This window comes from Pyxidicoccus caerfyrddinensis, from assembly GCF_010894405.1.
Taxonomy (GTDB): domain Bacteria; phylum Myxococcota; class Myxococcia; order Myxococcales; family Myxococcaceae; genus Myxococcus; species Myxococcus caerfyrddinensis.
Genome location: NZ_JAAIYA010000005.1, coordinates 449,478 through 474,228 on the forward strand (window position 1 = coordinate 449,478; position 24,751 = coordinate 474,228).

The 24,751-nt window shown below is 70.9% G+C and carries 23 protein-coding genes; 16 read left to right on the top strand and 7 right to left on the bottom strand.

The features are described from left to right. Positions 1 to 2: 2 nt before the first annotated feature. Positions 3 to 1,187 (top strand): alpha/beta fold hydrolase, encoded by a 1,185-nt coding sequence (locus tag G4D86_RS14625; RefSeq protein WP_163993884.1) that lies wholly within the window; start codon positions 3 to 5, stop codon positions 1,185 to 1,187. A 65-nt stretch (positions 1,188 to 1,252) separates the two neighbouring features. On the opposite strand, the gene G4D86_RS14630 is transcribed toward G4D86_RS14625, so the two are convergent. After that, positions 1,253 to 1,636 carry a hypothetical protein gene (locus G4D86_RS14630; protein ID WP_163993886.1) on the bottom strand — a complete coding sequence of 128 codons (384 nt, stop codon included), beginning with the start codon at positions 1,634 to 1,636 and terminating at the stop codon, positions 1,253 to 1,255. 260 nt (positions 1,637 to 1,896) lie between these two features. Continuing rightward, positions 1,897 to 2,934, bottom strand: a complete 1,038-nt coding sequence (locus G4D86_RS14635) for a lipase family protein (RefSeq protein ID WP_163993888.1) — start codon at positions 2,932 to 2,934, stop codon at positions 1,897 to 1,899. 149 nt (positions 2,935 to 3,083) lie between these two features. Between G4D86_RS14635 and G4D86_RS14640 the strand changes: the two genes are divergently transcribed. Continuing rightward, positions 3,084 to 4,121 (top strand): synaptic vesicle VAT-1 family membrane protein, encoded by a 1,038-nt coding sequence (locus G4D86_RS14640; RefSeq protein ID WP_163993890.1) that lies wholly within the window; start codon positions 3,084 to 3,086, stop codon positions 4,119 to 4,121. Positions 4,122 to 4,134: 13 nt separating this feature from the next. Here G4D86_RS14640 and G4D86_RS14645 read toward each other — a convergent pair whose 3' ends face one another. Then, a complete protein-coding gene (locus G4D86_RS14645; RefSeq protein ID WP_163993892.1) occupies positions 4,135 to 5,505 on the bottom strand; it encodes a serine hydrolase in 1,371 nt (456 codons plus the stop codon). Between the two features lie 239 nt (positions 5,506 to 5,744). Between G4D86_RS14645 and G4D86_RS14650 the strand changes: the two genes are divergently transcribed. The 4 genes from G4D86_RS14650 to G4D86_RS14665 all read left to right on the top strand — a co-directional run bounded on the left by G4D86_RS14650 (position 5,745) and on the right by G4D86_RS14665 (position 9,748). Continuing rightward, positions 5,745 to 7,352 (top strand): LVIVD repeat-containing protein, encoded by a 1,608-nt coding sequence (locus G4D86_RS14650; protein ID WP_163993894.1) that lies wholly within the window; start codon positions 5,745 to 5,747, stop codon positions 7,350 to 7,352. A gap of 84 nt (positions 7,353 to 7,436) precedes the next feature. Continuing rightward, a complete protein-coding gene (locus tag G4D86_RS14655) occupies positions 7,437 to 8,954 on the top strand; it encodes an acyl-CoA synthetase (protein ID WP_163993896.1) in 1,518 nt (505 codons plus the stop codon). 146 nt (positions 8,955 to 9,100) lie between these two features. After that, positions 9,101 to 9,361: a hypothetical protein gene (locus tag G4D86_RS14660; RefSeq protein WP_240360247.1), complete on the top strand. Its 261-nt coding sequence runs from the start codon at positions 9,101 to 9,103 to the stop codon at positions 9,359 to 9,361. A 9-nt stretch (positions 9,362 to 9,370) separates the two neighbouring features. Next, the gene (locus tag G4D86_RS14665; protein WP_163993897.1) at positions 9,371 to 9,748 is read left to right on the top strand and encodes a DUSAM domain-containing protein; all 378 of its coding nucleotides are present in this window, start codon (positions 9,371 to 9,373) and stop codon (positions 9,746 to 9,748) included. 8 nt (positions 9,749 to 9,756) lie between these two features. Here the strand turns inward: G4D86_RS14665 and G4D86_RS14670 are convergent, their stop codons facing one another. After that, the gene (locus tag G4D86_RS14670; RefSeq protein ID WP_240360248.1) at positions 9,757 to 10,632 is read right to left on the bottom strand and encodes a LysR family transcriptional regulator; all 876 of its coding nucleotides are present in this window, start codon (positions 10,630 to 10,632) and stop codon (positions 9,757 to 9,759) included. Between the two features lie 74 nt (positions 10,633 to 10,706). Here G4D86_RS14670 and G4D86_RS14675 point away from each other — a divergent pair, with 74 nt between their 5' ends. Beyond that, complete coding sequence (locus G4D86_RS14675) at positions 10,707 to 11,423, top strand: SDR family oxidoreductase (protein WP_163993901.1); 717 nt, start codon at positions 10,707 to 10,709, stop codon at positions 11,421 to 11,423. Positions 11,424 to 11,641: 218 nt separating this feature from the next. Here G4D86_RS14675 and G4D86_RS14680 read toward each other — a convergent pair whose 3' ends face one another. Next, complete coding sequence (locus G4D86_RS14680) at positions 11,642 to 12,193, bottom strand: Spy/CpxP family protein refolding chaperone (RefSeq protein ID WP_163993903.1); 552 nt, start codon at positions 12,191 to 12,193, stop codon at positions 11,642 to 11,644. A 337-nt stretch (positions 12,194 to 12,530) separates the two neighbouring features. Here G4D86_RS14680 and G4D86_RS14685 point away from each other — a divergent pair, with 337 nt between their 5' ends. From G4D86_RS14685 to G4D86_RS14715, 7 genes are all read left to right on the top strand, one after another. Then, positions 12,531 to 13,259: a response regulator transcription factor gene (locus G4D86_RS14685; RefSeq protein WP_420821857.1), complete on the top strand. Its 729-nt coding sequence runs from the start codon at positions 12,531 to 12,533 to the stop codon at positions 13,257 to 13,259. Further along, on the top strand, positions 13,256 to 14,770 hold the full coding sequence (locus G4D86_RS14690) for a sensor histidine kinase (RefSeq protein ID WP_163993905.1): 1,515 nt from the start codon (positions 13,256 to 13,258) through the stop codon (positions 14,768 to 14,770). The genes G4D86_RS14685 and G4D86_RS14690 overlap by 4 nt, the downstream gene beginning before the upstream one ends. Before the next feature lie 118 nt (positions 14,771 to 14,888). Next, positions 14,889 to 16,151 (top strand): efflux RND transporter periplasmic adaptor subunit, encoded by a 1,263-nt coding sequence (locus tag G4D86_RS14695; protein WP_275899111.1) that lies wholly within the window; start codon positions 14,889 to 14,891, stop codon positions 16,149 to 16,151. 105 nt (positions 16,152 to 16,256) lie between these two features. After that, positions 16,257 to 17,006 (top strand): ABC transporter ATP-binding protein, encoded by a 750-nt coding sequence (locus G4D86_RS14700; RefSeq protein WP_163994212.1) that lies wholly within the window; start codon positions 16,257 to 16,259, stop codon positions 17,004 to 17,006. Further along, the gene (locus G4D86_RS14705; protein WP_163993909.1) at positions 17,003 to 18,235 is read left to right on the top strand and encodes an ABC transporter permease; all 1,233 of its coding nucleotides are present in this window, start codon (positions 17,003 to 17,005) and stop codon (positions 18,233 to 18,235) included. The genes G4D86_RS14700 and G4D86_RS14705 overlap by 4 nt, the downstream gene beginning before the upstream one ends. Beyond that, a complete protein-coding gene (locus G4D86_RS14710) occupies positions 18,235 to 19,542 on the top strand; it encodes a TolC family protein (protein ID WP_163993911.1) in 1,308 nt (435 codons plus the stop codon). The genes G4D86_RS14705 and G4D86_RS14710 overlap by 1 nt, the downstream gene beginning before the upstream one ends. Positions 19,543 to 19,606: 64 nt before the next feature. Further along, positions 19,607 to 20,959 carry a ChaN family lipoprotein gene (locus G4D86_RS14715; RefSeq protein WP_163993913.1) on the top strand — a complete coding sequence of 451 codons (1,353 nt, stop codon included), beginning with the start codon at positions 19,607 to 19,609 and terminating at the stop codon, positions 20,957 to 20,959. Here the strand turns inward: G4D86_RS14715 and G4D86_RS14720 are convergent. Continuing rightward, positions 20,956 to 21,534 (bottom strand): DUF2378 family protein, encoded by a 579-nt coding sequence (locus tag G4D86_RS14720; RefSeq protein ID WP_163993915.1) that lies wholly within the window; start codon positions 21,532 to 21,534, stop codon positions 20,956 to 20,958. The genes G4D86_RS14715 and G4D86_RS14720 overlap by 4 nt on opposite strands. Before the next feature lie 156 nt (positions 21,535 to 21,690). Here G4D86_RS14720 and G4D86_RS14725 point away from each other — a divergent pair, with 156 nt between their 5' ends. Then, positions 21,691 to 22,593, top strand: a complete 903-nt coding sequence (locus G4D86_RS14725; protein WP_163993917.1) for an alpha/beta hydrolase — start codon at positions 21,691 to 21,693, stop codon at positions 22,591 to 22,593. A 180-nt stretch (positions 22,594 to 22,773) separates the two neighbouring features. Next, positions 22,774 to 23,031, top strand: coding sequence for an imm11 family protein (locus G4D86_RS14730; RefSeq protein WP_163993919.1), 258 nt, complete (start codon positions 22,774 to 22,776; stop codon positions 23,029 to 23,031). Here G4D86_RS14730 and G4D86_RS53800 read toward each other — a convergent pair. Further along, positions 23,012 to 24,670, bottom strand: a complete 1,659-nt coding sequence (locus tag G4D86_RS53800) for a methyl-accepting chemotaxis protein (protein WP_163993921.1) — start codon at positions 24,668 to 24,670, stop codon at positions 23,012 to 23,014. The genes G4D86_RS14730 and G4D86_RS53800 overlap by 20 nt on opposite strands. Between the last annotated feature and the right edge of the window lie 81 nt (positions 24,671 to 24,751).

Here is a 24,751-nt window from a genome sequence, read left to right on the forward strand (position 1 = left end):
CCATGAGCACCTCCCGCGCCTTCACCGCCCTGCTCCTCGCGGCGGGGTTGTCCTCCGCCGGCTGCGTGCGCTCGTTCGCCAGCCAGTCGCCCCTGTCCTTCCAGGACCTGGACTACACCGCCGAGGGCACGAAGCAGCCCTGGCCCGTGCAGCGGATGCCGCTGCCGCGCACCGCCGTGCAGTACGCCATGGCCACGGTGCCGGAAGTCGCCTACGTGGACATGCCCGGCGCTTCGCCGGATGCGAAGACGGTCATCTTCGTCCACGGCCTGGGCTCGTATTTGAAGTTCTGGCGCTCGCAGCTCGACGCCTTCCACCAGCAGGGCTACCACGTCGTCGCGGTGGACCTGCCGGGCTTCGGCAAGTCTGACAAGCCGGCCTCCTTCCCGTACACCATGGAGGCCATGGCCGACGTGGTGCTCGAGGTGGCGGACGCGCTGCGCGTGGAGAAGCCGATTCTGGCCGGGCACTCCATGGGCGGGCAGACGTCGCTCTCCTACGCCATCCGCTACCCGGAGCGCTTGAGCGCGCTGGTGCTGGTGTCGCCCGCGGGCTTCGAGAAGTTCTCCTGGAAGGAGAAGGCCTGGTTCGAGCGGGTGATGAGCACGGAGTTCATCAAGGGCGCGCCGGAGTCCGCCATCTGGGGCAGCGTGCGCCAGGGCAACTTCATGAACTGGCGCCCGGAGCTGGAGTGGCTGGTGGAGGAGCGCGTCCGGGTGGCGAAGTCGCCCGAGTTCGACGCGTATGCCTACGCCAACGTGCGCACGGTGAAGGGCCTGGCGCACAACGACTTCGTGCGCGACAACCTCCACCACATCACCGTGCCCACGCTCATCGTCTACGGCACGGATGACCGGCTCATCCCCAACCCGTTCCTCCACGGCGGCGAGACAGTCGACATCATGGGGTATGGCGCGTCGCGCATCCCGGGCGCGAAGCTGGTGCCGCTGAAGGGCTGCGGCCACACCGTGCAGCTCGACTGCCCCGCGCGCTTCAACGAGGTGGTGCTGCCCTTCCTCCGCGACGCGGCCCAGGGGCGCATCGCGGTGCCCGAGGGCACGGAGCCGAAGCCCGAGGCTCCGAAGCCGGCGGCTCCCCCGTCCGGAACGCCGGCGCCGGGGAGCCAGCCTCCGTCCACGCCGAGCCAGGAGGGCACTCCCGCGCCGGCCAACGCTCCGCACCCGTGAGGCCGTGAGGCCGTGAAGTCCCGAGGCCCCTTCCTTCGCATTCGCGAGGGTGGGGGCCTTCGTCATCAGGACGAGCACACCATGGTGTTGGGGAAGGCCGGGGTCTGCGCCACGGTGACGTACTGGCCGCTGACGGAGTCCCAGCTGAGGTAGCGGGCCTGGAAGCCGGGCTGCACCTTCACACCGGTGCCGTAGGAGTTGCCGTCGCTCGCCCACTGGTAGGTGGACTGCTGGTCGTTGGGCGTGGAGGTGCTCGGGTAGAGGGCCACCCAGTCCCACTTGCCCACGGACGTCGCGGACCAGGACAGGGTGAACTCGCCGTCCTCATAGCCCAGGCAGACGTTGTAGCTGGCGTCCGCCGCGCGCGCCGAGCCCTTCGCCTCGATGGGGTGGTTGCGCAGAAGCTGGGCGGCCTGGGCGGGGGTCATCTTCTTGGGGTTGGTCGACATGGCAAACCTCGCGGGCACGCGCACGGCGGAGCGCCGCGCGCGTTGGGAGTGCCCGCCGCCGTGAATCGGAAGCGGGCGACCGTGCTGTCAGGGTCGCAGCGGGGTTGAGCAAGGCGGGTGCCAGCGCGCGTGCGCGCGGCGTCCGGCCTCGTTCCGCGAGGTTGCGCTGCTTTCGGGCTTCGCGCGCCGCCGGCCGACGTGTCGGGCACCCGGAGTCGTGTCGGGTGCCGACGTGTCGGCGCGGCGCGGCCCGTGTCTGGCTACGGGATGGAGTGGTTGCGCACCATGCTGTACTGCACGGCCGCCGTCAGGTCCTTCGAGTTGAAGTGCCCGTATGGGTACGCCGAGTACACCTTCTCGCCCGTCTGGCCGGGGATGCGGGAGGTGTAGCTCCCGTAGACGATGCCGCCGTAGCCGATGACCTCATCCGCGGTGGAGTAGATGCTGTAGCGGTACGCGCCCTCGTAGCTGCTCGTGGCGAGCAGATCATTGAGGTACGTCGAGCGGCCCGTGACGAAGCCGAAGTAGAGGTAGCCCGGGTACAGGCCGTTGGTGGAGCCGCAGGTGGGGGTGCCGGGGCCCGTCTGGTAGCAGGACGTGAGGCCCAGGTTGGCGCCGGCGATGCCGACGAAGGTGTCCACCGAGCCGGTGAGCGGCGCGCCCACGTAGTAGTCGCCGCCATTGGCCGAGTCATTCGCCCAGCCGCCCAGGATGGCCTTGCGCGCGAGCGTCACGCCCATGGAGTGGGTGACGATGTCCACCTTGGAGGCGCCGGTGTACGCCTTCACCGCCTCGATGAACTTGCGCACCTTCATGACGTTCGTCTTCGAGTGGTACTGGTACGCGGACATCGCCGCGTTGGCCGGGCCCCACGTCGTGGCGTACAGCTCGCTCGTCTTGTAGCCATTGGCCAGGAAGTAATCGACGGAGGCGGACCAGCCCGTCTGGCCGGCGGTGCCCGTGCTGATGGCCTTGTCCGAGTTGCCGTGGATGAAGATGACGGGCTGGTTCACCACCGTGTCCGTGCCGCTGGCCTTGCCGCCGTAGCTGCCGCCGGACAGGTCCGCGCGCACGAAGTCATAGCTGCTGTAGCCGTTGGCGCTGAGCCACTGACTGAAGTGCGCGGTGACGCCGGTGGTGACCGCGGCGGACTCCGCGGTGCCCAGCTGCTCGCCCGTGGGCGCTTCGACGACGGGTGTCTCCGAGAGGGTGGAGTCCGGCTCGAGGCCCTCACCGCAGCCAGTGGTGACACCGAAAAGCAGCGTGCCCGCGAGGTAGAGCGAATGCCGCAGTCGCATGACTTCTCCTTCGATTGTTGGGGGGTGCGCGCGGAACGGAAGAGTCCTCGAGCGCGAGACACACTGTAATGACTGTTCATGTTCACGTCGTCAGCCGAGTGGACGTGCACGCACGTTGTCGCGCCGCGTTGCGTGATACTCACGGGCGCATGCGCGCACGCAAGGTCGTGATTTCAAAAGCGGGTGGGTACGAACGGCTCCACGTTGAAAACCTGAATCAGGTTTCACCTGGGCCGGGCGAGGTGGTGGTCGCCACGGAAGCCATCGGGGTGAACTATGCGGACTGCGTCATCCGCATGGGGCTGTACGCCTCGGCGAAGGAATATGTGGGGTGGCCCATCACCCCGGGTTTCGAATTCTCAGGAACGGTGGTTTCCGTGGACCCGGGAGTCACCGACCTGGCGGTGGGGGCTCGGGTTTTTGGTGTCACCCGGTTCGGTGGGTATTCGACGCATGTCGTCGTGCCCCGGCACCAGGTGTTCGCGCTGCCGTCGCGGCTGACGATGGAGCAGGCGGCGGGGTTCCCCGCGGTGTTCCTCACGGCGTACTACGCGTTGCTGGAGTTGGCGCGCCCGAGGCCGGGGGCGAATGTGTTGGTGCACTCGGCGGCGGGTGGGGTGGGGAGCGCGCTGCTGCAGTTGGGGCGCATCGCCGGGTGCCGGATGGTGGGCGTGGTGGGTGGCACGCACAAGGTGGAGGCGGCGCGCGAGCTGGGGGCGGACGTGGTCATCGACAAGAGCCGCGAGGACCTGTGGGCGGCGGCGGAGCGGGCGGCGCCCAAGGGGTATGACGTGGTGCTGGATGCGAACGGGCCGTCCACGCTGCGCGACAGCTACAAGCACCTGGCGTCGCCGGGGAAGCTGGTCGTCTATGGGTTCCACTCGATGCTGCCGCGCACGGGCGGGACGCCGAACTACGCGAAGCTGGCGTGGGACTGGCTGCGGACGCCGCGCTTCGACCCGCTGACGCTGACGAACGACAACACCAGCGTGCTCGCGTTCAACCTGTCCTATCTGTTCGAGCAGCGCGACGTCCTGGCGGAGTCCATGGCGCGGCTGCTGGCCTGGGTGGAGGAGGGGAAGCTGGTGTCACCGCGGGTGACGGCCTTCCCGCTGGACGCGGTGGCGGAGGCGCACAAGGCGCTGGAGTCGGGGACCACCGTGGGCAAGTTGGTGCTGGTGCCGTGAGCCCCGGAGGGCGCTACTGCTTCGTGCGCTGGCGCTCCTTCATCAGCGTGTCGATGCGGCGGCCCAGCGCGGGGATGCGCTGGGTGTAGCTGATCTTCGTGCTCACGGAGGGGAAGCCGTCCTCACCCTTCGCCGGGTCCGCGGCGCTCGCCACCGACGCGTCGTAGTAGCGGTAGCCCAGGTTGGACAGGAACACGACGATGTACCGGCGCCACGATGCTCCCGGCAGCGAGCGCACGATGCCGCCGTCGCTCCCGTAGTTCTCCGTCTGCCCCGTCTTGTGCAGGAACTTCACCTCCGCCGCCGCGTTGCACGGCCGCGTGTCCCTGCCGAACGCCGTCTCCGCCGCCGTCACCGTGCCGTCCTTCGTGTCCACCCACCGCGCCGGCTCCGCCGCGGGGATGCCCGGCTCCGCCTTCGGGTCTCCGCACAGCACCGTGGACGACAGCGCCTCGTGCAGCGCCTGGTCCGCCAGCAGCGATTGGAGATAGACCCGCGACGCGGCCGACAGCTCCGCCGCCGTCACCTCGCGGCCGGCCGGCGTGCGCCACAGCACTCCCGGACCCCCCTCGATGAGCAACAGCAGCCGCGCCGTATCCAGCGCCGTCATGTGGATGCTGCCCGGGTTCCAGCTCCGCCCCGTCACAGGTGACGTGCCATTCACCTGCAGCGTCCCCAGCCCCAGCTCCGCCAGCTCCGCGTTCAGCCCCGCCATCTCCCCCTTCTCGTGCAGCAGCTTCACCAGCGCCTCGGTGGAGCCGTTGTCCGACTCCGTCACCATCGGCTCCATCCACCGCCACACCGGACGCTCGCCCTTGTCCTCCGTGTCCCGCAGGAAGCGCCACGGCTGCGCCAGCGTCACCACACCCCGGTCCACCAGCCGCATCACGCGGAACGCAATCATCAGCTTGAACAGCGAGGCGGGGTAGGGCGCCATGAAGCGCAGGCGCGCCTTCTCGCGCCCCGGCACCACGTCCTCCTCCGCCGTGGCGTCGGCCCAGCCCTTCTGTCCGTCCCACCGCTCCAAATCCCACCGCGTGTACCGCACCGCCGTCGTGCCCCATGTCTTCGGGTCGATGGGCACCCCCACTCCCTTCGGGTAGTCACGCGACAGCAGTACGTTGGCCGCAGCGACGGGCCGGCCCTCCGCGTCCAGCTCGATGACCGCCACGTCCACGTTCGGCGTGTGCGCGATGCGCTCCCCGTTGCGCTTGAAGTCCAGCACCTCGTCGAAGCCGGACTCCGTCACCGCGCGGAGCAGCTCCCGCTCCAGCGAGGCGGAGGCCTTTCGGACCCGCTGTGCTTCCTCACGCCCGGCCTTCCGGGGAGCCGCGTCCGCGGTCGAACCCCAGACCAGGGACACCGTGAGCAGCGCTCCCGTCATTCCGATGCAGACGCTCCGTGCTGAATCCCACATGTGCTGGCCCCCTGATGTCGCTTCGCGTCGTCGCTTCCGTCCGTGCCCGGCATTCCACGCCGAGGTCCACCATCGCGCAACGAAACGGAGGCACGTCGATATGCCGGGGCCGCCCGCGCGTTCGGGTTTCCCTTCAGGGGCCGCCAGCCTGTTGCCGCCTTCATCTCACGGCGACGGGCATTCCAGACGAAGTCGAGGAGGACCGCATGAAGACGTGGTTCCGTGGCGCCATGGCGCCATTCCTGGCTGTAACGGCGTCGCTGTTGGGCTGTGCCTCCGAGCCGATGGAGGAGGCCGCGCCGACCCCCTCCCCCGCGCAGGAGCTCAAGAAGCAGGACGAGGGAGACTGGACTCCAGAGCGGCTGGCCGCGTGCCAGCCCATCACCGACGGCAGCTCCACCGCCGAGTGTGGCACCCCCGAGGCCTTCGACCTGTCCCGCTGTGACACCGAGAGCCTGGATGACCTGGACGCCCAGGGTCCCTTCACGCTCCACGTCGTCGGTGACGGCATCCTGGAGAACGACAACGACCAGGCCATCTCCGCCCTCCGCTTCGAGGCCGATGGCCGGGTCTTCTGGGACGGCTACGCCGTGGGCGAGGCCCGCGTGGGCGCGGGGTCGTTCTTCCTCTCCAACTCGGGGACGCTCCGGGATGGCCGCAAGTACCGCTCGTCCTTCGTGGGCTGCAAGGCGCGCAGGCCGAAGCGCGTGACGGGCTGCTACGTGAGCTGTCTCGGAGGTGTCGCCACGTACAAGGCCACCTTCGAGGCGGAGAAGGTCTCCCGGCGCCCCGGTGAAGGCGAGTCCTCCGGCGGCCTGTCGCTCGTCGGCGAGGGCATCGTGCCGCGCGGCATCGCCGCGGACGTCTTCGTCACCCATGGCCACGCGTACGTCGTCGCGCTCGAGGACCCGCTCTTCGGCCCCGGCGGACTCTACGTGTACGACCTGGCAGACCGCGCCGCGCCCCGGCTCGTGAAGTCCATCTTCTTCCCGGGCGACAGCTACTGGAACGGCGTGTGGGCCAAGGACGATGCGCTCTATGTCGCCAGCGGCGTGCGCGGCGTCCTCGTCTTCGACATCTCCAACCCCGCGGCCCCCGTGTTCCTCCGCGCGCTGCCCGGCAACGGCTACCTCAACGCGCACACCCTCTACGTCGACGGCAACCGGCTCTACTCCATGTCCGCCGCGCCCACGCCGCAGACGCTAATCTTCGACGTGACGGACGCGAAGCAGCCCGTGCTCCTCAACCGCCACCAGGACCCGAGCGTCGACCCCACCGTCGCCACCTTCCCCCACGACGCCACCGCGCAGGGCAATCGGCTGTACGTCAACCACTGGCGCGCCGGCCTGCTCATCCTCGACGTGAGCGACCCGCTCAACGTGGTGAAGCTCGGCCAGTACACGTACCCGCGCGCCACCAGCCACACCAACCGCGTGGGCGTCTTCGACGGCCGCGTCATCGCCTTCGAGGGCGGCGAGGACTGGGGCGCCCACCTTCGCGTGCTCGACATCACCGACCCGGCGAACGTGGAGCGCATCGGCGAGTACCGCCTCACCCCGGGTGTCTCCATCCACAACATGGAGCTGAAGGGCGACCGGCTCTACCTGTCGCACTACCAGCACGGCGTGCGCGTGCTGGACGTGTCCAAGCCCAAGCACCCGAAGGAGGTGGCGTACTACCAGACCTGGCGGGAGACCGACCGGGCTCGGGGCAACCTCTTCCATGACGGCGCCATCGGCATGCGCGTGCCCGGTGACGGCTACGTCTATGTCGTCGACACGTCGCGCGGCCTGCTCATCTTCCCGGAGCCGTAGCCGGCACCTCGGGAGCGGGTGTGCCCGGCTTCGGTGTGCATCGGCCGGGCACACGGCCCTCCGGGTCGGCTAGCGTGCGGGGCCATGCCCATCGTCCATGACTGGCTGGCCCGGCGCGCCGCGCTCGACCCCGACCGCACCGCCCTCATCGACGCCAACCACGGCGAGCGTCGCATCTCCTTTCGCGAATGGGACGCCGCCGCGTCGCGCACCGCCGCCTTCCTGCACCATACGCTCGGCGTGCAGCGGGGCGACCGCGTCGCGGTGCTCGCGTACAACTGCGTCGAGTTCCTCGACCTCGTCTTCGCCTGCGCCAAGCTGGGCGCCATCCTCCAGCCGCTCAACTGGCGCCTGAGTCCCGCGGAGTTGGGCGCGCTCCTCGCGGACGCCGAGCCCTCCGTCCTCGTCTTCGGCACCGAGTTCCGCGCCCAGGTGGACAGCGTCCGCGCCCGTGCGAACTTCGTGCGGCACTGGCTGTGCCTGGAGTCCCCCGGCCCCGGCGAGCGAGCTTTCTCCGAGCGCGACGCGGCCCCGTCCACGCCACTTCCTTCACTGGAGCTGGAGGCCGATGCGCCGTGGGTGCTCTGCTACACGGGCGGCAGCACCGGCGTGCCCAAGGCAGCCGTCCTCACGCACGGCTCCATCACCGCCAACGCGGCGAACACCGTGGTGAGCTGGGGGCTGACTTCCAGTGACGTGGCGCTGCTCAACGCGCCGCTGTTCCATGCCGGCGGGCTCAGTGTCTTCACGACGCCGCTGGTCTACGTGGGCGGCGCTTCGGTGGTGTGCCGTAGCTTCGACGTGGAGGGCGTGTTCGACCTGGTGCACCGGGGCGTGGTGAACCTCGTCTTCGGCGTGCCCACCATGTTCATCGAGATGCAGCGCCACCCGCGCTTCGAGTCGGTGGACCTGACGCGCCTCAAGCTGCTCATCAGCGGTGGCGCACCGTGCCCGGGCCCGGTGTTCGAGCGCTTCTTTGCCCGGGGCGTGGACTTCAAGACGGGCTACGGGCTCACCGAGGCGGGCCCCAACAACTTCTGGCTGCCCCCGAGCGAGGTGCGCCGCAAGCCGGGCGCCGTCGGAGTGCCCCTGTTCCACGTCGAGGCCCGCATCGACGGTGAGCAGCAGCCCGGCGACGTGGGCGAGTTGCTCCTGCGCGGGCCCCACCTGTGCGCGGGCTACTGGCGCCGGCCCGAGGACACCGCTCGCACCTTCGCCGGAGGCTGGCTGCACACCGGAGACCTCGCGAGCCGTGACGCGGACGGGTGCTTCCGCATCGTCGGCCGCAGCAAGGACCTCATCATCTCCGGCGGAGAGAACATCTATCCCTCCGAGGTGGAGAGCGTGCTCGCGGGCCATCCCGACGTGGCCGAGGTCGCCGTCATCGGCGTGCCCGATGCGAAGTGGGGGGAGACGCCGCGCGCGCTCGTCGTCGCCCGTCCCGGCACGAAGCCCACGGCGGAGGCGCTCATCGCGTTCTGCGAGGGGCGGCTCGCCCGGTACAAGACTCCGAAGTCCGTGCGCTTCATCGACGCCCTGCCGCGCACGTCGCCCGGCAAGGTGGACCGGCGCGCGCTCAGCGCCTCGCATGGGGCGCCGTGAGCAATGTGACAAGGAGGAGTTTCGCTGTCGGGGGCGTGCTGGCTGCCCTCTTCATGGCGCAGGGCTGCTCCAGTTCCGCGCACTCCACCTCGAATCACCGCGACTCCTACGCGCAGTCCACCTGCATGGACTCGGAGACATGCTGCTTGCAGCGCAACCCCGGCAACCCCGAGGCATGCGGCATGTCCGCAGCGGAAGCCGTGGTCATCCTGGCCGCAGCGGCAGCGACCACAGCCACCACCGAAGCAGATGACGATTCCGACGAGGGTTGGCGACAGCACTGCATCGACACCTACGTTCGATGCAAGACCCAGGAAAAGCCCAGATGGGTGGGGGACTGCTATGCCTGCTTGCGGAACTGCGAGGGGCAGCGCCAATGGCCGTTCGACCTCTGCCATGCGCGTTAGGAGGCACGGATGTCGGAAGCGTTGAACTGGAACGACGTCAGAGACCTCGCGCGCCGTGTCTCCGAGGGAGAAACGTTCTCGCTGACTGACGAGGTGCGCGCAATCCTGCGGCGCACCGCCCCTCAGGTCGCCATTCCGCCAGACGCGGCCGAGCAGGCGCTCCAGCAAGAGGCGAGCGCCGCGGCGCTGCTCGATGAGATTGCTCGGCGAATCCGTGACGGTTCGCGCCGTTTGTCGCGCACCCTGGCCGGGGTAGACCGGCTCCAAAGCGCTGGTGACGTGGAGGGCGCTCGCAAGCTGCTTCGCGAGGTGCTGGCTGTCGAAGTCGTGCCGCATTACCGGAGAATCACCCAGACGCATCTGGACGCGCTGGATGATGAGCCGTGAGACGACGGTCAGCAGTGCTCCCTCACCCAGTCGAGCGCGAGGCGCACGCGCCGGGGAAGCAGCCTTCGTGACGGATACACGGCGAACAGCTCGCGCGGCTCCACGGTGCGCCCCACCACCGTGAGTCGCACGAGCTTGTCGCCCTGCTGGGTGAACGCGTCCAGCGGTGCGCAGACCACGCCCAGGCCCTCCACGGCGGCGGCAATCGCCACCCTCGGGTCATTCACGGTGTGCCGCTCGTTGGGCCGCAGCTCATCGAGCGAGCCGTCCTTCCGGCGGAGCTGCCACGTGCCTCCGGGCCGGCTGACCACCGCGGGCACGGTGGCGAGCGTGTCCCGGTCCAGCCGGGTGCGGCCCTGGAGCACCTCGCGCACGAAGCGCGGCGACGCGGCGACGGCGAAGGGCACGGACGCGATGCGCCGCGCCACCAGCTCCGCGTCCAGGATGGGAGCCATCCGGAAGGCCAGGTCGTAGCCCTCCTCCACCAGGGGCACCACCGCGTTGGTGAGGGTCAGCTCCACGGTGATGCGCGGATGCTTCGCGGCGAAGGCGAACAGCGCGGGGGCGATGCGCTGGCTCCCCGTCAGCACGGGCGCCGTCACACGGAGCCGCCCCGCCGGTTCCTCCTCGCGGTCCACCGTCCGGTCCAGCACCGAGGCCAGCTCGTCCAGCAGCGGCCCGGCGCGCTCCAATAGCCGCTCGCCCTCGTCGGTGAGGCCCACCCGTCTCGAGTTGCGCTGGAGCAGGCGGGCGCCCAGGGTCTCCTCCAGGTGCGCCACCCTGCGGCTCAGCGTGCTGGTCGGGACGCCGAGCCGCCGAGCCGCCTCCACGAAGCTCAGGTGCCGGGCCACCGCCGCGAAGAGCCGCAGGTCTTCCAGGGGCATCGTTCCATCCATGGGATGGAGCCTGCCACGGCATCCCATGGTCAGCGAGGCCTCCCTGCCGCTACTTCTGGGGCATGAACCTTCAAGACCAGCATGTCGTCATCATCGGTGGGTCGTCGGGCATCGGACTCGGAGTGGCCAGCGCGTGCCTGGAGGCCGGGGCCTCGCTGACGCTCGTGGGCCGGGCGCCCGACAAGCTCGACGCCGCCGCTTCCCGGCTCGGAGGCGGGCAGCGCGTGCGCACCTTCACCGCCGACGTCACCGACGAGGCCCAGGTGCGCGAGCTCTTCCAGTCTCGCCCTCCCGCGCACCACGTGCTCCTCACCTCGGTGCATCCGTACTACCAGCCCATCCGCCAGCTGGACCTGGCGCAGGCACGCCGCACCATCGACTCCAAGCTCGTGGCGGCGCTCCACGTCGCGAAGCATGCGAACTTCGCGCCCCAGGGCTCGTTCACCGTCACGGGCGGCATCGCCGCGGAGCGGCCGGGGCCTGGCGGGTCCGTCATCGCCGCGGTGAATGGGGCGCTGGTGGCGCTCGTGCGAGCGCTGGCGCTGGAGCTGGCGCCGGTGCGGGTCAACGTCCTCTCCCCCGGCTGGATTGACACGCCGACGTGGGATGTCGTGGCGGGGGCCGCCAAGCAGCAGCGCTTCGAGCAGCACGCACGCCGGCTCCCCGTCGGGCGCATCGGCACCACCGCGGATACCTCCAGCGCGGTCCTCTTCCTGATGGGGAACGGCTTCATCACCGGCGAGGTGCTGCACGTCGATGGTGGGCACAAGCTCATGTGACACCGGAGCGCCCGGGCATGGCCACGAAGGCCGTGCCCGGGCTCGCACCGCTCAGCGGCTGCTCTTCGCCTTCGCATCCCTCGCCACCATGGGCCGTGCCCGCGCGGGAGTGGCACGCTCCCGGCTCCGCGCGCGCGGTGGCGTGGGGTCCACCGTGCGCCGGGTCTGCCTCGCTGCCTCCGGTGGGAGCGCGAGGAACCACAGCCAGAGCCACGGGCTCACTGCTCGCCCCGCATCCGCTGGCGCATCCCCTCGTGCCGGCTGCGCTCCTGCTCGCGCGCCTGCGTGATGAGCTCGCGCGCCCGCGTCTTCTGCGTGTCGCTCAGCACCGCTTCCGCCTGTGCGTACGCGGCGTCGTCATTGGCGCGCACCTCCTGGAAGAGGGGCTCCACCTGTTGCCTCAGCGCCTGCATCGTCGCCTCGTCCGGCGGCGGGCCCGCCGGAGGGCCGCCATTCGCGCGGCTGCCATCGCCCCGGGGCGGGTGCGGCGGCCTCAGCGCCTCCAGCTTCTCGATGAGCGGCGCGTTCTTCTCTTCCAGCGCCGTCTGCAGCCCGCTCACCGTGCCCACCTGCTCCGGCGTGAGGGCGAGCGTCTCCCGGTTCTCCAGCAGCAGCTCCAGCGAAGACGGGGGGCGCCGGCGCATCATCTCCCCACCTCCGGAGCCACGCTCTCCGCTTCCGGAGCCGCGCTGCGCCTGGGCATCCTGCGCGCACGCCAGCACCGGGAAGGCCAACATCATCACCACGGGCAGCTTCTTCAGGAACGACATGGGCTTCCTCCGTTGCACATGGGTCCGGGCAGCCCTGCCGTCCTTTGCCTGCTCGGCAGGTCCTCGGGCCCTTCCACGGTGCAATCTGCAGCCGCCCCATGTCCTGAAGATGAACCGTCCGTTACGGCATGTGACGGAGGCTCCGGAGGGCGCCGTAACAATTCGTCATCGCCTCGAAGTGTTACGGACATGGGCAGGTGACAGCTTACGGTCGTGGCCCGGCGGTAAAGTCTTTCGACTCGCCCTTCAAGACGAGACCAGACCCCTCCAAGGCCTCCGGACCACACCTTTTCGTTGTTACCTTTGCCGGGAGCTCGAGATGCGGGAGACACAGTTCATGGAGCAGCCCATGCCCCCGGCCCCGGAAGAAGGCACCGTCCAGGTCCTCCTCGTCGAGGATGACGAGCGACTCGCCCGGCTCACCAGTCGCTACCTCCAGGAGCACGGCGTCGTCGTCACCGTGGCGTACTCCGGCACCGAAGCCCTCACGGAGGCCAGCCGCCACACCTTCGACGTCGTCCTCCTGGACCTGATGCTCCCCGGCCGCGACGGCCTGGAGGTGTGCCGCGAGCTGCGCGGCCGCAGCGACGTTCCCATCATCATGCTCACCGCGCGCGGCGAGGAAGCTGACCGGGTGCTCGGCCTGGAGACGGGCGCGGACGACTACCTCCCCAAGCCCTACTCGTCGCGGGAGCTGCTGGCCCGCATCCGCGCCCAGGTGCGGCGCGCGCGCGGCAAGGCCGGCCCCGCCACCCAGCCCGTCCACGTGGGACGCCTGACGCTGGACCCGCGCAGCCTCAAGGCCACGCTGGACGGCAAGGTGCTGCACCTCACCACCTACGAGTTCGGCCTGCTGCGCGTGCTCGCCGAGCGCGCCGGCCGCGTGCTCAGCCGCGAGCAGTTGCTGGATTTGGTGAAGGGCAGCGCGGACGAGGTGTTCGACCGCTCGGTGGACGTGCACATCTTCCGGCTGAGGCAGAAGCTGGAGGAAGACCCGCGCAACCCCGTGCTGCTCAAGACGGTGCGCGGTGCGGGCTACATGCTCGCCACCGGGGACGAGACTTGAGCGCTCCGAAGCGCGGGTTCTCCTTCCGGCGTCCCGGCCGGCTGCTGCTGCGCATCTACCTGGTGGGCCTGGCGCAGCTCGTGCTCGTCAGCGTCGTGTTGTTCCTCGCGCGCTCGCTCATCGTCGAGAAGCCTTTCCGGCACGGCTTCAACCGGCACATCCAGTACAACGTGCGCGAGTGGGGGGAGCTGCGGAAGGACCCGGCGGCACTCCAGGCCTCGTTGGACCGCGCCGCGCGGATGCTCGATGCGCAGGTGACGGTGCGGGACGCATCCGGGCGGCTCATCGCCAGCAACGCGTCCACGCCCCTGCCGCCGCTGAGCGCCGCCGAGCTCGAGGCGCTCTCCAAGCCGGGAGGCACCGCCGGGCAACCGGGGGGGCCGGGACGGGGTGGGCCAGGAGGACGGGGAGGACCCGGGGGGCTGCCACTTCCCGGTGTGCCGCCTCCAGGCCCGCAGGCGCCCCTTCCCGTGCTCACGTTGCCCATCCCCGAGCGCGGGCCGGTGCAGGCATACGTCTCCATCCTCATGCGCCCTCCCACGCCGCCCTCGGAGAACACGACGTTCATCGTGGCCGCGGTGCTGGTGTGCACGGCGATTACGTCGCTGGTCTTCGCGCGCACGCTGGCGGGGCCGCTGCAGCGGCTGGCGCAGGTGGCGCGGGAGTTCGGCGCGGGGAAGCTGGACACGCGCACCGGCTTCCGCCGCCGCGACGAACTGGGCGAGGTGGCCGAGGCCTTCGACGAGATGGCCGGCCGCATCACCCACCTGCTGCGCTCGCAGAAGGAGCTGCTGGCCAACGTGTCCCACGAGCTGCGCACGCCGCTGTCGCGCATCCGCGTGGCGCTGGACATCGCCGCCGAGGGTGACGCCGCCACCGCGCGCGAGCTGCTCACCGACATCACCGAGGACCTGTCCGAGCTGGAGCGACTGGTGGAGGACGTGCTCACCGCCGCGAAGCTGGACCTTGCCAACGGGGGCTCCAGCGGCGGCACACCCCCTCTGCGTCTGGAGCGCGTGGACGCGCACACCCTGGTGGACAAGGCCGCGGGCCGCTTCCGCACCGTCCGTCCCACGCACACGCTGGAGGTGAGCGTGGACGCGTCCCTGCCCGAGCTGGAGGCGGACCCGGTGATGTTGCGGCGCGTGCTGGACAACCTGCTCGACAACGCGGGGAAGTACTCCGAGCCGCGCACCACCGTGCGCCTGCGCGCGCGGTCCACCGGACAGGGGCTCCAGTTCGAGGTGGTGGACCAGGGCATCGGCATCGACGCGGCGGACCTGCCGCGCGTGGGCACGCCGTTCTTCCGCACCGACCGCAGCCGCGCCCGCAGGACGGGCGGCGTGGGGCTGGGGCTCACCCTGGCCCGGCGCATCGTGGACGCGCACGGCGGGACGCTGGCGCTGGAGAGCCGCCCGGGTGAGGGCACCACCGCGCGCATCACCCTGCCGGCCGCCGCGCCCGAGGTGCAGCCGGGCGGGCAGGCGGAGTCCGCCTCCTCGGCCAGGTGACACGGGCGGTAATCCGGTCGTCATTCAATGAAATGAAGAGCCCCGTACATCTGGGGGCATGAAGGTTCTGAGCGAAGCGCCGCGGAGTCTCGAAGTTCCCGCTCCCGCGGTTCCCGAAGTGGAAGACATCAAGCGCCGGGTGCGGTGGTGGGGCTGGGCGCTGCTGGCGGTGGCGGTGCTGGGCGCGGTGGGCCTGTGGCGCGCTCGGAGCCGCCCGGTGGACCCCGCGGCGGCGTTCCAGACGGCGAAGGTGGACCCCCGGCGCATCACCACGAAGGTGACGGCCACCGGCACCCTCTCCGCGCTGGTGACGGTGGAGGTCGGCAGCCAGGTGTCCGGCCGCATCCAGGAGCTGCTGGTCGACTTCAACTCCGAGGTGAAGAAGGGCCAGGTCATCGCGCGGTTGGATCCGCAGCTCGTCCAGGCGGCCGTGGACCGGGCGAAGGCGAACCAGCTGGCGGCGCGCGCCAATGTCACCAAGGCCCGCGTGATGGCGGAGAACTCGCGCAAGCAGGCGGAGCGGGCGCGCACGCTGCGCCAGCAGCAGTTCATCTCGCAGGCCGACCTGGAGACTGCGGAGGCCACGGCCGACACCGCGCGCGCCGAGGTGGCCGCGATGGAGGGGCAGCTCGCGCAGGCCCAGGCCGCGCTGTCCGAGGCGGAGGTGAACCTGAAGCAGGCCACCATCGTCTCGCCCACCGACGGCATCGTCATCTCGCGCGATGTGGACGTGGGGCAGACGGTGGCCGCGTCGCTCCAGGCGCCGAAGCTGTTCACCATCGCCGAGGACCTGCGGAAGATGCAGGTGAACACCAGCGTGGCCGAGGCCGACGTGGGCCGGCTCCAGCCGGGGATGACGGCCACCTTCAGCGTGGACGCGTGGCCGGGGGAGCGCTTCACCGGCACCATCCGGCAGATTCGCAACGCGGCGACGACGACGCAGAACGTCGTCACGTATGACGCCGTCATCGACGTGGCGAACCCGGACCTGAAGCTCAAGCCGGGCATGACGGCCAACGTCACCATCGTCACCGCGCAGAAGGACGGCGTGCTCGCCGTGCCCAACGCGGCGCTGCGCTTCCGGCCCGCGGCTCCCGAAGGGGCCACCGAGGAGGCCGCGGCCCCGGAGCGCGCGGAGGACGGAAGCCGCGTGCTGTACGTGCTGCGCCAGGGAGCGCTGGGGCCGGTGCGCGCGCGTGTTCGGACGGGCCTGACGGACGGCAGCTACACGGAGCTGGTGCAGGGGGATTTGCACGCGGGCGACACCGTCGTCACGGGACAGGCCGCCACCGCGAGCACGGCAGCGGCGGCGCCGGCGGGTGTGGCGGCGGGCGCTCGGCCCGGTGGCATGCGGCCGCCGGGACGCGGCGGGCTCTTCTAGGGCGGCGAGGAGGACGGGGACATGCACGAAGGACGAGAGGCACCGCCGCGCGGGGAGTCGCGCGACATCGGCCGGGCCTTCCAGGGCGGCGAGGAGAACAGGGCGATGGACGTCGTACGTGAAGCCCCGCCGCTCGTGGAGCTGCGCGGGGTGAGCAAGGTGTATCGGACGGGAGACGTGGAGGTGCGCGCGCTGCGAGGCGTGGACCTCTCCGTCCAGCCGGGCGAGCTGGTCGCCATCATGGGGACGAGCGGCTCCGGCAAGTCCACGCTGATGAACATCCTCGGGTGCCTCGACAAGCCCACGGCGGGTGAGTACCTGCTCGACGGGCGCAACGTGGCGCGGTTGGACAGGGACGGACTGGCGCGCGTGCGCAACCGAACGCTGGGCTTCGTCTTCCAGAGCTTCAACCTGCTCGCGCGCACCACCGCGCTGGAGAACGTGGAGTTGCCACTCCTGTACGCGGGCGTGCCCACGCGCGAGCGCCAGCTGCGGGCTCGCGCCGCGTTGGAGCGGGTAGGCCTGGGCGAGCGATTGGAGCACCACCCGAAGCAGCTCTCCGGCGGACAGCAGCAGCGCGTGGCCATCGCCCGCGCGCTGGTGGGCCGGCCGCGCCTCATCCTCGCGGACGAGCCCACCGGCAACCTGGACTCGCGCACCAGCGTGGAGGTGATGTCGCTCTTCCAGGAGCTCCAGCGCGAGGGGCTCACGCTCGTGGTGGTGACGCACGAGCCGGACATCGCCGCGTATGCCGGCCGCGTGGTGGTGGTGCGTGACGGCCGCATCGTCGCGGACCGCAGGCAGGTGCCGCAGGCCGCGGTGCTCCTGCCCGAGGAAGAGGAGGCGGCGTCATGAACCTCCTCGAAACGCTGCGGCTGGCGGCACGGGCGCTGCTGCGCAGCAAGACGCGCTCGGTGCTCACCGCGCTGGGCATCATCATCGGCGTGGGCGCGGTCATCGCCATGGTGGCCATTGGCGACGGCGCGCGCGCCAGCGTGCAGAAGGTCTTCGACTCCATGGGGACCAACCTGCTCATCATCCTGCCCGGCTCGTCCAACGCGGGCGGCGCGCGCGGCGGCTTCGGCAGCCAGCCCACGCTGACGTGGGACGACCTGGCGGCCATCCGCACCGAGCTGCCCGCCGTGCGCGCGGCGGCGCCGGAGCTGCGCTCCAACACGCAGGTCTTCTCCGACGACCAGAACTGGACCACCACCGTGGTGGGCACCACGCCGGACTTCTTCGACGTGCGCAGCTGGACCCTGGCGAAGGGCGCGGCCTTCACCGAGCCCGACAACGAGGCGGGCGCGAAGGTCGTCGTCCTGGGGCAGACGGTGGTGGACAACCTGTACGGCGCGGGCGCCAACCCCGTGGGCCAGGTGGTGCGCATCAACAAGACGCCCTTCACCGTGGTGGGCGTGACGGCGCGCAAGGGCCAGTCCCCCAATGGGCAGGACTACGACAACACCGCGTTCATTCCCTCCACCAGCTTCCTGCGCTCGGTGCAGGCGCAGAGCCTGGGGGCGTACATCAGCGGCGTCGTCTTCGTGCAGGCGGTGTCGTCCTCGCAGACGGAGCAGGCCCAGAGCGAGGTGACGCAGTTGCTGCGCGAGCGGCACCGGCTGGCCGAGGGCGAGGCGAACGACTTCGACGTGCGCAGCCTGGCGGAGCTGGCCAACGGTCAGCAGCAGAGCACCCAGACGCTGAGCCTGCTGTTGGCCTCCATCGCCGCGGTGTCGCTGGTGGTGGGCGGCATCGGCATCATGAACATCATGCTGGTGAGCGTCACCGAGCGGACGCGCGAGATTGGCGTGCGCGTGGCGCTGGGCGCGCGCCCTCGGGACATCCTGGCGCAGTTCCTGGTGGAGGCGCTCACGCTGTCCATGCTCGGCGGACTGCTGGGCGCGGCGGCGGGCGTGGGTGTGGCGAAGGTGCTGGCCGCGCAGTTCCAGTGGCCCATGCTGGTTCGCCCGGACGTCGTCGTTCTCGCGCTGGGCTTCAGCGCGCTGGTGGGCGTGGGCTTCGGCCTGTACCCGGCGCGCAAGGCCAGTCTGTTGGACCCCATCGATGCACTGAGGTACGAGTGATGCGGACGTTGGCCATGGTGGTGGTGCTGGGGTGGTGCTCGGGCGCGCTGGCGGCGGAGCCCTCGCGGGTGCTCACGCTGGAGCAGGCGGAAGTCACCGCGCGCGAGCAGCAGCCGCAGTTGCGCTCGGCGCGGGCAGGCACGGACGCGGCGCGGGCGAGGGTGGACCAGGCGCGCTCGGGGTTCCTGCCGCAGGTGAGCGGGAATGCGAGCTACGACGTGGGGACGAACCGCGTGGGCACGTCGTCCGGCGGAGTGGTGAGCGGCGGCACGGCGCGGCGCTTCAGCGCGGGCCTCACCGCCAACCAGCTCCTCTACGACTTCGGCCGTACGTCCGGACGGCTCACGGCATCGCGCCGCTCCGCGGAGGCGCAGGAGGCGACGCAGGCCCAGACGCTGGAGGATGTGCTGCTCGACGTGCGCGCCTCGTACTTCGACGCGCTGACACAGCGGGCGCTGCTGGACGTGGCGCGCGAGACGCTGGAGAGCGAGGAGAAGCGCCTGAAGCAGGTGAAGGCCGCGGTGGAGGTGGGGAACCGGCCGGAAATCGACCTGCTCCAGCAGCGCACGGCGCGGGCGAACGCGCAGGTGCGCTTCATCCAGGCGCGCAACGCGGAGGGCACCGCGAAGGCACAGCTCAACCAGGCGATGGGCGTGGAGGGTTCTACCGACTACGCGGTGGCTGACGTGGTGGTGGCCCCCGTGGAGGGCGAGGACTCGGCGACCGACGTGCTGGTGGAGCGGGCCCTGGCGGCGCGTGGTGACGTGAAGGCGCGTGAGCTTCAGGTGCGGGCGCAGGAGGCGCAGGTGGGCGCGACGCGGAGTGACTTCTGGCCCAGCCTCGGCGCCACGGCGGGGGCCACGGACACGGGCACGGACCCGGCGGACGCGACGTGGAACGTGAGCGGCGGGTTGTCCCTGAGCTGGCCCCTCTTCGAGGGCGGCCGCACGCGCGCGGAGGTGCGTGAGCAGCGCGCGTTGCTGCGCGACACGCAGGCCCAGCAGGACGTGCTTCGGCAGCAGGTGCGACTGGAGGTGGAGCAGGCGCGGCTGGCGGTGACGGCCTCGCGCGAGGCGCTCTCCGCGGCGGAGGAGGCCCTGGTGAATGCGCGCGAGCGGCTGCGGCTGGCCGAGGGGCGCTACCAGGCGGGCGTGGGCAACATCATCGAGCTGAGCGACGCGCAGGTGGAGTACACCAACGCCGCCGCCCAGCGCGTGCAGGCCACGTACGACCTGGCCACCTCGCGCGCCACGCTGGCCCGGGCGCTGGGGACCCAGCCCCACTCGGTGGTCGCCATGGCACCGTGAGCGGGCGGGGCGATATGCAGGAGGCGTTCCGGCGTTGAGGGGACGTTTCCTGCAAGGAGCCCTGATGTCCCTCTTCTCGCGCTGCGTCCTGGGCCTGTCCTTCGCTGTGAGTCTGTCCGGGTGCGCGCAGCACGCGGCACGCACGGAGGCCGTGGTGCCGATGCGCTTCGCACAGGCGCTCCAGGTCCCCGTGGCAACGACGCTGGCCACCGCGCGCCAGGTGCTGGAGGAGAAGGGGTTCTCCCTGGAGGAGGCGCGGAACTCCGGGCAGCTCGTCACCACGTGGAAGGAGACGACGGGCCCCGAGGGCATCAGCCGCGAGCGCTTCCTGGTGACTGGCATCTCCACGGGGCCCGAGCGGTCCGTGGTGCGCATCTTCCGCATGACGGACGGTGGCTCGCGGCGCAGGGAGCCGGAGCTGGAGGGCGAGGTGGCGGCGCGGGTGGAGGCCGGCCTCGCCTCGGGTGCCATCCGCCGGGACACGCACGCGCTTCCTGCCTCCACGCCGGTGCGCGACGAGGCGTTCTACCTGACGCGGTGGCAGGACGAGCTGCGCTGCCTGCGGAAGGTGCGGGGCCTGGAGGAGGTGCTGAAGCCGGGGCTGGTGATGCTCATCGGCGAGCAGCTCGGCTCGCGCGAGGCGCCTATGGTGGTGGGGGACGTGGTGTGCCAGGCGGCCGGGGAGGGGCTGTCCGTGACGCTGGGCCTGTCCATTCCGCACGAGGAGCAGGCCCACATCGACCGGTATCTCGCCAGCGCCGGCACGCCGGTGGACCAGGATGCGCTGCTGGAGGGGCACTTCTGGCGGCGGCCGTACCAGGACGGCCGCAGCAGCCGGGCGGTGTTCGACCTCATCGACCGGGTGCGCGCCATGCGCGAGCTGGGCATGAGCGTGTCGCTGGTGGCCTATGACACGGATGAAGTCCGCGCCAGCGAGCGCGACGCCGTGCTCGCGGACGTCTGGCTGAAGCGCCACGCCGCGCGGCCCGAGGAGGTGCTCGTGGTGCTGGCGGGCAACGCCCACGTGCGCACCGTCACCGGCGTGCCGTGGGACCGGGACTTCACGCCCATGGCCCACCACCTCCAGTCGCTGCAGTCGCTGCGCATCCTCGAGCTGGGCTACGCCCGGGGCAAGCGGTGGGGGTGTGGCCTGGACAACCGGAGCCGACTCGACTGCCGCATCGTGGGGGCGGAGCCGGAGCCCCGCGTGGCCGACCATCCGGGCCTGAGCCCCTATGTGCGCTTCTACCCGTCGCCCACGGAGGAGGGCTACCAGGGGCTGCTCTTCGTGGGTCCGCTGTCGGCGTCGCTTCCCGCGCTCGAGCCAGTCAAGAAGCAGCAGCGGCCCACGGGGGAGATCCGGCCCTCCGCGCCGCCGCCTCGCTATTACGAGCCTCCACCCCAGCGCGCGCGCTAGAGCGTGACGTGGAAGGTGGTGGTGGCGCGGGCCGCGTCGTGACGGAGGACTGCCACCCGCGCCGCGCGCGCGCCGGCCTGCTGGAAGGCGGAGGTGAGCAGGCCCCGGATGAAGTGGGGCGGCTCCGCGCGCAGGCCCAAGACGTGGGTGAACTCCACCAGCGGGCGCACGAGGAGCTCCCAGCCCGCGTCCTCGCTGCGCGGCGTCACCAGGGCGTCGAGGACGTTGTTGGTGGAGCGGATGTTGCGCGACATGCGCAGCAGCATCCGCTCCGGGCCCACCACCTTCGCGAAGTCATGCAGGGCGGCGCCCAGCTTCGACTGCTGGACGCACTCGACGAAGCGCTGGCCCAGGGCGTACTGCCCGGCCTCGGTGCCTGCGAGCAGGCGGATGGCTTCCGGCCACACCGTGTACGGGTAGGCGGCGCGCAGGGAGCGGCCGGCGGAGAGCCCCAACTGCTCCAGCGCGGCGAGCCTGGCCAGCGTCAGCGGCTCCGCCGCCGCCAGCAGTGCCTCCAGCGCATGTCCGAACACCACCGGCTCGCGACCCACGGGCTGTGCCGTCACCGTCTCCATCCGTCACCTCTGTCAGCTCGGGTGCCGGAGGCACCGCTGGGGAGACTTGTGGATAGCAAGGGCCGTGTTTCAGTGCCTTGCGGTCGTGTTTCGGGAGATGTCGGCGTGGCATCCTGGGTAGCGGAGCCATCCTGACGGAGTACACGCGAGGTGCAGATGCGGGCAGCAATCGTGGCAGGGGTGTTGGGCCTGGTGACGGCGTGCGCGGGCACGCGTGAGTCCACGGGAGTCACGGCGAAGGCGGAGGCCGAGGAGGGACGGCCCATCGTCATCGCGCGCTCGTACACGCTGGAGTCGAGCGTGCTGAAGGAGACCCGGCGCATCAACGTGTACCTGCCGCCGGGCTACACGAAGGGGCAGGGCCGCCTGCCGGTGCTGTACCTCCTGGACGGTGGGGAGCAGGAGGACTTCCCGCACATCGCTGGCCTCGCTCAGCTGGGGAGCCTCGGCCAGACCATTCGGGACATGATTGTCGTGGGCATCGAGGAGACGGACCGCAGGCGGGACTTCACCTACCCGACGTCGGTGCCCGACGAGAAGAAGGCGCTGCCGACGACGGGAGGCTCCGCGGCCTTCCGCGAGTTCATCGCCCGCGAGCTGAAGCCCTGGGTGGAGGCGCGCTACCGCACAAGCGGTGAGTCCTTCCTCATCGGCGAGTCCCTGGCGGGCCTCTTCATCGTGGAGACCTTCCTGCGCCAGCCGGACCTCTTCAGCGGCTACATCGCCGTGAGCCCGAGCCTCTGGTGGAGCAACCAGTTACTCTCGAAGGATGCGCCCACGCTCCTGCGGGCGCATCCCGCCGGTCCGCGCGTGCTCTTCCTGACCATGGGCAACGAGGGGGGCGAGATGCCGGAGATGCAGCAGGGCCTGGACGTCTTCGTCGCCGCCCTGAAGGCGTACACGCCCGAGGGGCTGCAGTGGCACTACGAGCCCATGCCCAACGAGTACCACCACACCATCTTCCACCCGGCCGCGCTCACGGCGCTGCGCAAGCTGCTGCCCGTGCCCCCGGAGCCGCCCGCGAAGGAGGCTGCGCCTTCGACCTCCGCGACGCCCTGAGCGGAGTGGCTCATGCGATTGCGTCGGTCGGGCTGTCGGACGAGCAATACAAGAGGGCCGTGAGGGGTCTTCACTCTGCCCGGCGTAATCCTCTGACGCGCTCCCGTACTCCAGGCATCTCGACTCCACGGGTGAGCGGGTGATTCACGCCGCTCAACACTCATGCCCTGCGTCCGGAAGATGAACGCCGTCCAGGTCGTGAAGTGCATCGATGACCAAGCGTCGAGGGAGGTGCGGTACTGGACGCCGGAAGATGGGCGGCCGGAGAAGACGGGGCAGTACCGTGCCGTCTACGGCATGCGCATCGACGCTGACCGGGTCGGCGCCACGCGGCTGTTGCGTCCCCAGGGGTGGACCATCTCGCTCATCGTGTCCGATGAGGTCCGGACCGCCCTGTCGCGCCTGGGCGCCACGGGCGTCAGGTTCGAGGAGGTTTGACCCCAACCACCCGCGCCGTGAAACGCGCGGCCAGCTCCTTCAGCCGCGAGGCCCGCGAGTGCAGGTCCTCCACGGAGCGGGCAATCTGCTGCACTCCCGCCACCGACTCCGTGGAGCGCACGGAGAGCTGCTGGATGCGCCCGGCGATGCTCTCCCCGGAGGCGGACTGACGCGCGTTCTCCTCCGCCATCCGCTCCACGTGCGCCTCAATCTCCCGCACCCCGGCCACCAGCCGCGAGAGCGCATCTCCCGCCGCGGAGGACAGGCCCAGGCCCTCGCGCACCTTCGCCGTGCCCTGCCGCATCAACTCCGCCGCCGCCGCCGTGTCCGTCTCGCTCTGGCTCAAGAGTGACTGCACCTGCCCCGCGGCGTCGCGCGTGCGGGTCGCCAGCTTGCGCACCTCGCCCGCCACCACCGAGAAGCCCTTGCCGTGCTGGCCCGCGCGCGCCGCTTCAATCGCCGTGTTCACCGCCAGCATCTGCGTCTCGTCCGCCACCTGCTGGATGAGCCGCAGCATGTCCCCCGTCACCCGCCCGGATGCCTGCAGCCGCGCCACCGTCTGCGCCGAGCGCTCCACCACCTCCACGATTTCCGCCATCTTCTTCGACGCGTGGCCCACCGCCGTGCCGCCCTCGCGCGCCACCTCGCCGTTGTCCGCCGCCGTCTCCGCCGCCGTGCGCGCCGCCTCCGCGCCCTGCGACACCCGCGCGCTCATCCCCTGCACCGCCTCCGCCGCGCGCTGCAGTGACTCCGACTGCTCCCGCGTGGTGAGCGACAGCGCGTCCGCCGACACCCGGATGCGCTCCGCGTCCGTCGCCGTGGCCCCCGCCGCCTCCACCAGCGCCCCCACCACCTCGCGCAACTCCGCCACCATGCCGTTGAAGGCCTCCGTCAGCCGGCCCACCTCGTCCGCCGAGGGCACCTCCAACCGCACGTCCAGCTCTCCCCGGGACACCCGGTGCGCCGCGTCCGCCAGCGCCCGCACCGGCTTCACCACCCGCCGCGACACGTACACCCCCGCCAGCAGCGCCAGCACCAGCGCGCCGCCCACCGCCACCAGGATGCGCCGGCGCACCTCGGCCACCTCCCGGTCGATGTCCTCCACGTACACGCCCGTGCCCAGCACCCACCCCCACGGCTGGAAGAGCTTCACGTAGCTCTCCTTGGGAATGGCGTCCGGCGAGCCCGGCCGCGTGGCCTCGTACGCCACCGAGCCCTCACCCCGCGTCCGCGCCAGCTTCACGATGTCCACGAACACCGGCCGGCCCCGCACGTCCCGATAGCCGGTGAGGTCCTTGCCCAGCATCGCCGGCAGGTGCGGGTGCATGATGAGCCGGGTGTCCAGGTCGTTGACCCAGAAGTACTCCACCTCCGAGTAGCGAAGCCCCTGCAGCAGCGCCGCCGCCTGGGCCTGCGCCTCCTGCCGCGTCAGCGTCCCGGCGCGCTCCCTCGCCTCGTAGGATTGCAGGATGCCGTAGGCCGTCTCCACCGCCTGCCGCAGGCCCCGCACCCGGTCCTCGTGGAGCTGCGCCCGCAGCTGCGGCAGCACGTAGCCGAGGATGGCGAGCAGCAGTGGCAGCGCCACCACGCCCATCGCCACGCAGAGCTTCACCAGCAGGCTTTGCCTTCCAAGCGACATCGACCCACGAGCGTAGCCCCTGCGGGCCCGCACCGCGCAGGCTCGGGGGCCTGCCTCCCTGGCTGGCCTCGCCTGGCCGCC

Excerpts from the sequence above, each read along its gene's own strand:
- G4D86_RS53800 (WP_163993921.1), bottom strand. The coding sequence starts at position 24,670 with ATGTCGCTTGGAAGGCAAAGCCTGCTGGTGAAGCTCTGCGTGGCGATG.
- G4D86_RS14655 (WP_163993896.1), top strand. The coding sequence starts at position 7,437 with ATGCCCATCGTCCATGACTGGCTGGCCCGGCGCGCCGCGCTCGACCCC.
- G4D86_RS14730 (WP_163993919.1), top strand. The coding sequence starts at position 22,774 with ATGAACGCCGTCCAGGTCGTGAAGTGCATCGATGACCAAGCGTCGAGG.
- G4D86_RS14710 (WP_163993911.1), top strand. The coding sequence starts at position 18,235 with ATGCGGACGTTGGCCATGGTGGTGGTGCTGGGGTGGTGCTCGGGCGCG.
- G4D86_RS14675 (WP_163993901.1), top strand. The coding sequence starts at position 10,707 with ATGAACCTTCAAGACCAGCATGTCGTCATCATCGGTGGGTCGTCGGGC.
- G4D86_RS14645 (WP_163993892.1), bottom strand. The coding sequence starts at position 5,505 with ATGACGGGAGCGCTGCTCACGGTGTCCCTGGTCTGGGGTTCGACCGCG.
- G4D86_RS14670 (WP_240360248.1), bottom strand. The coding sequence starts at position 10,632 with ATGCCCCTGGAAGACCTGCGGCTCTTCGCGGCGGTGGCCCGGCACCTG.
- G4D86_RS14725 (WP_163993917.1), top strand. The coding sequence starts at position 21,691 with ATGCGGGCAGCAATCGTGGCAGGGGTGTTGGGCCTGGTGACGGCGTGC.
- G4D86_RS14665 (WP_163993897.1), top strand. The coding sequence starts at position 9,371 with ATGTCGGAAGCGTTGAACTGGAACGACGTCAGAGACCTCGCGCGCCGT.
- G4D86_RS14640 (WP_163993890.1), top strand. The coding sequence starts at position 3,084 with ATGCGCGCACGCAAGGTCGTGATTTCAAAAGCGGGTGGGTACGAACGG.
- G4D86_RS14700 (WP_163994212.1), top strand. The coding sequence starts at position 16,257 with ATGGACGTCGTACGTGAAGCCCCGCCGCTCGTGGAGCTGCGCGGGGTG.
- G4D86_RS14705 (WP_163993909.1), top strand. The coding sequence starts at position 17,003 with ATGAACCTCCTCGAAACGCTGCGGCTGGCGGCACGGGCGCTGCTGCGC.
- G4D86_RS14630 (WP_163993886.1), bottom strand. The coding sequence starts at position 1,636 with ATGTCGACCAACCCCAAGAAGATGACCCCCGCCCAGGCCGCCCAGCTT.
- G4D86_RS14625 (WP_163993884.1), top strand. The coding sequence starts at position 3 with ATGAGCACCTCCCGCGCCTTCACCGCCCTGCTCCTCGCGGCGGGGTTG.
- G4D86_RS14650 (WP_163993894.1), top strand. The coding sequence starts at position 5,745 with ATGAAGACGTGGTTCCGTGGCGCCATGGCGCCATTCCTGGCTGTAACG.
- G4D86_RS14685 (WP_420821857.1), top strand. The coding sequence starts at position 12,531 with ATGGAGCAGCCCATGCCCCCGGCCCCGGAAGAAGGCACCGTCCAGGTC.
- G4D86_RS14680 (WP_163993903.1), bottom strand. The coding sequence starts at position 12,193 with ATGTCGTTCCTGAAGAAGCTGCCCGTGGTGATGATGTTGGCCTTCCCG.
- G4D86_RS14720 (WP_163993915.1), bottom strand. The coding sequence starts at position 21,534 with ATGGAGACGGTGACGGCACAGCCCGTGGGTCGCGAGCCGGTGGTGTTC.
- G4D86_RS14635 (WP_163993888.1), bottom strand. The coding sequence starts at position 2,934 with ATGCGACTGCGGCATTCGCTCTACCTCGCGGGCACGCTGCTTTTCGGT.
- G4D86_RS14715 (WP_163993913.1), top strand. The coding sequence starts at position 19,607 with ATGTCCCTCTTCTCGCGCTGCGTCCTGGGCCTGTCCTTCGCTGTGAGT.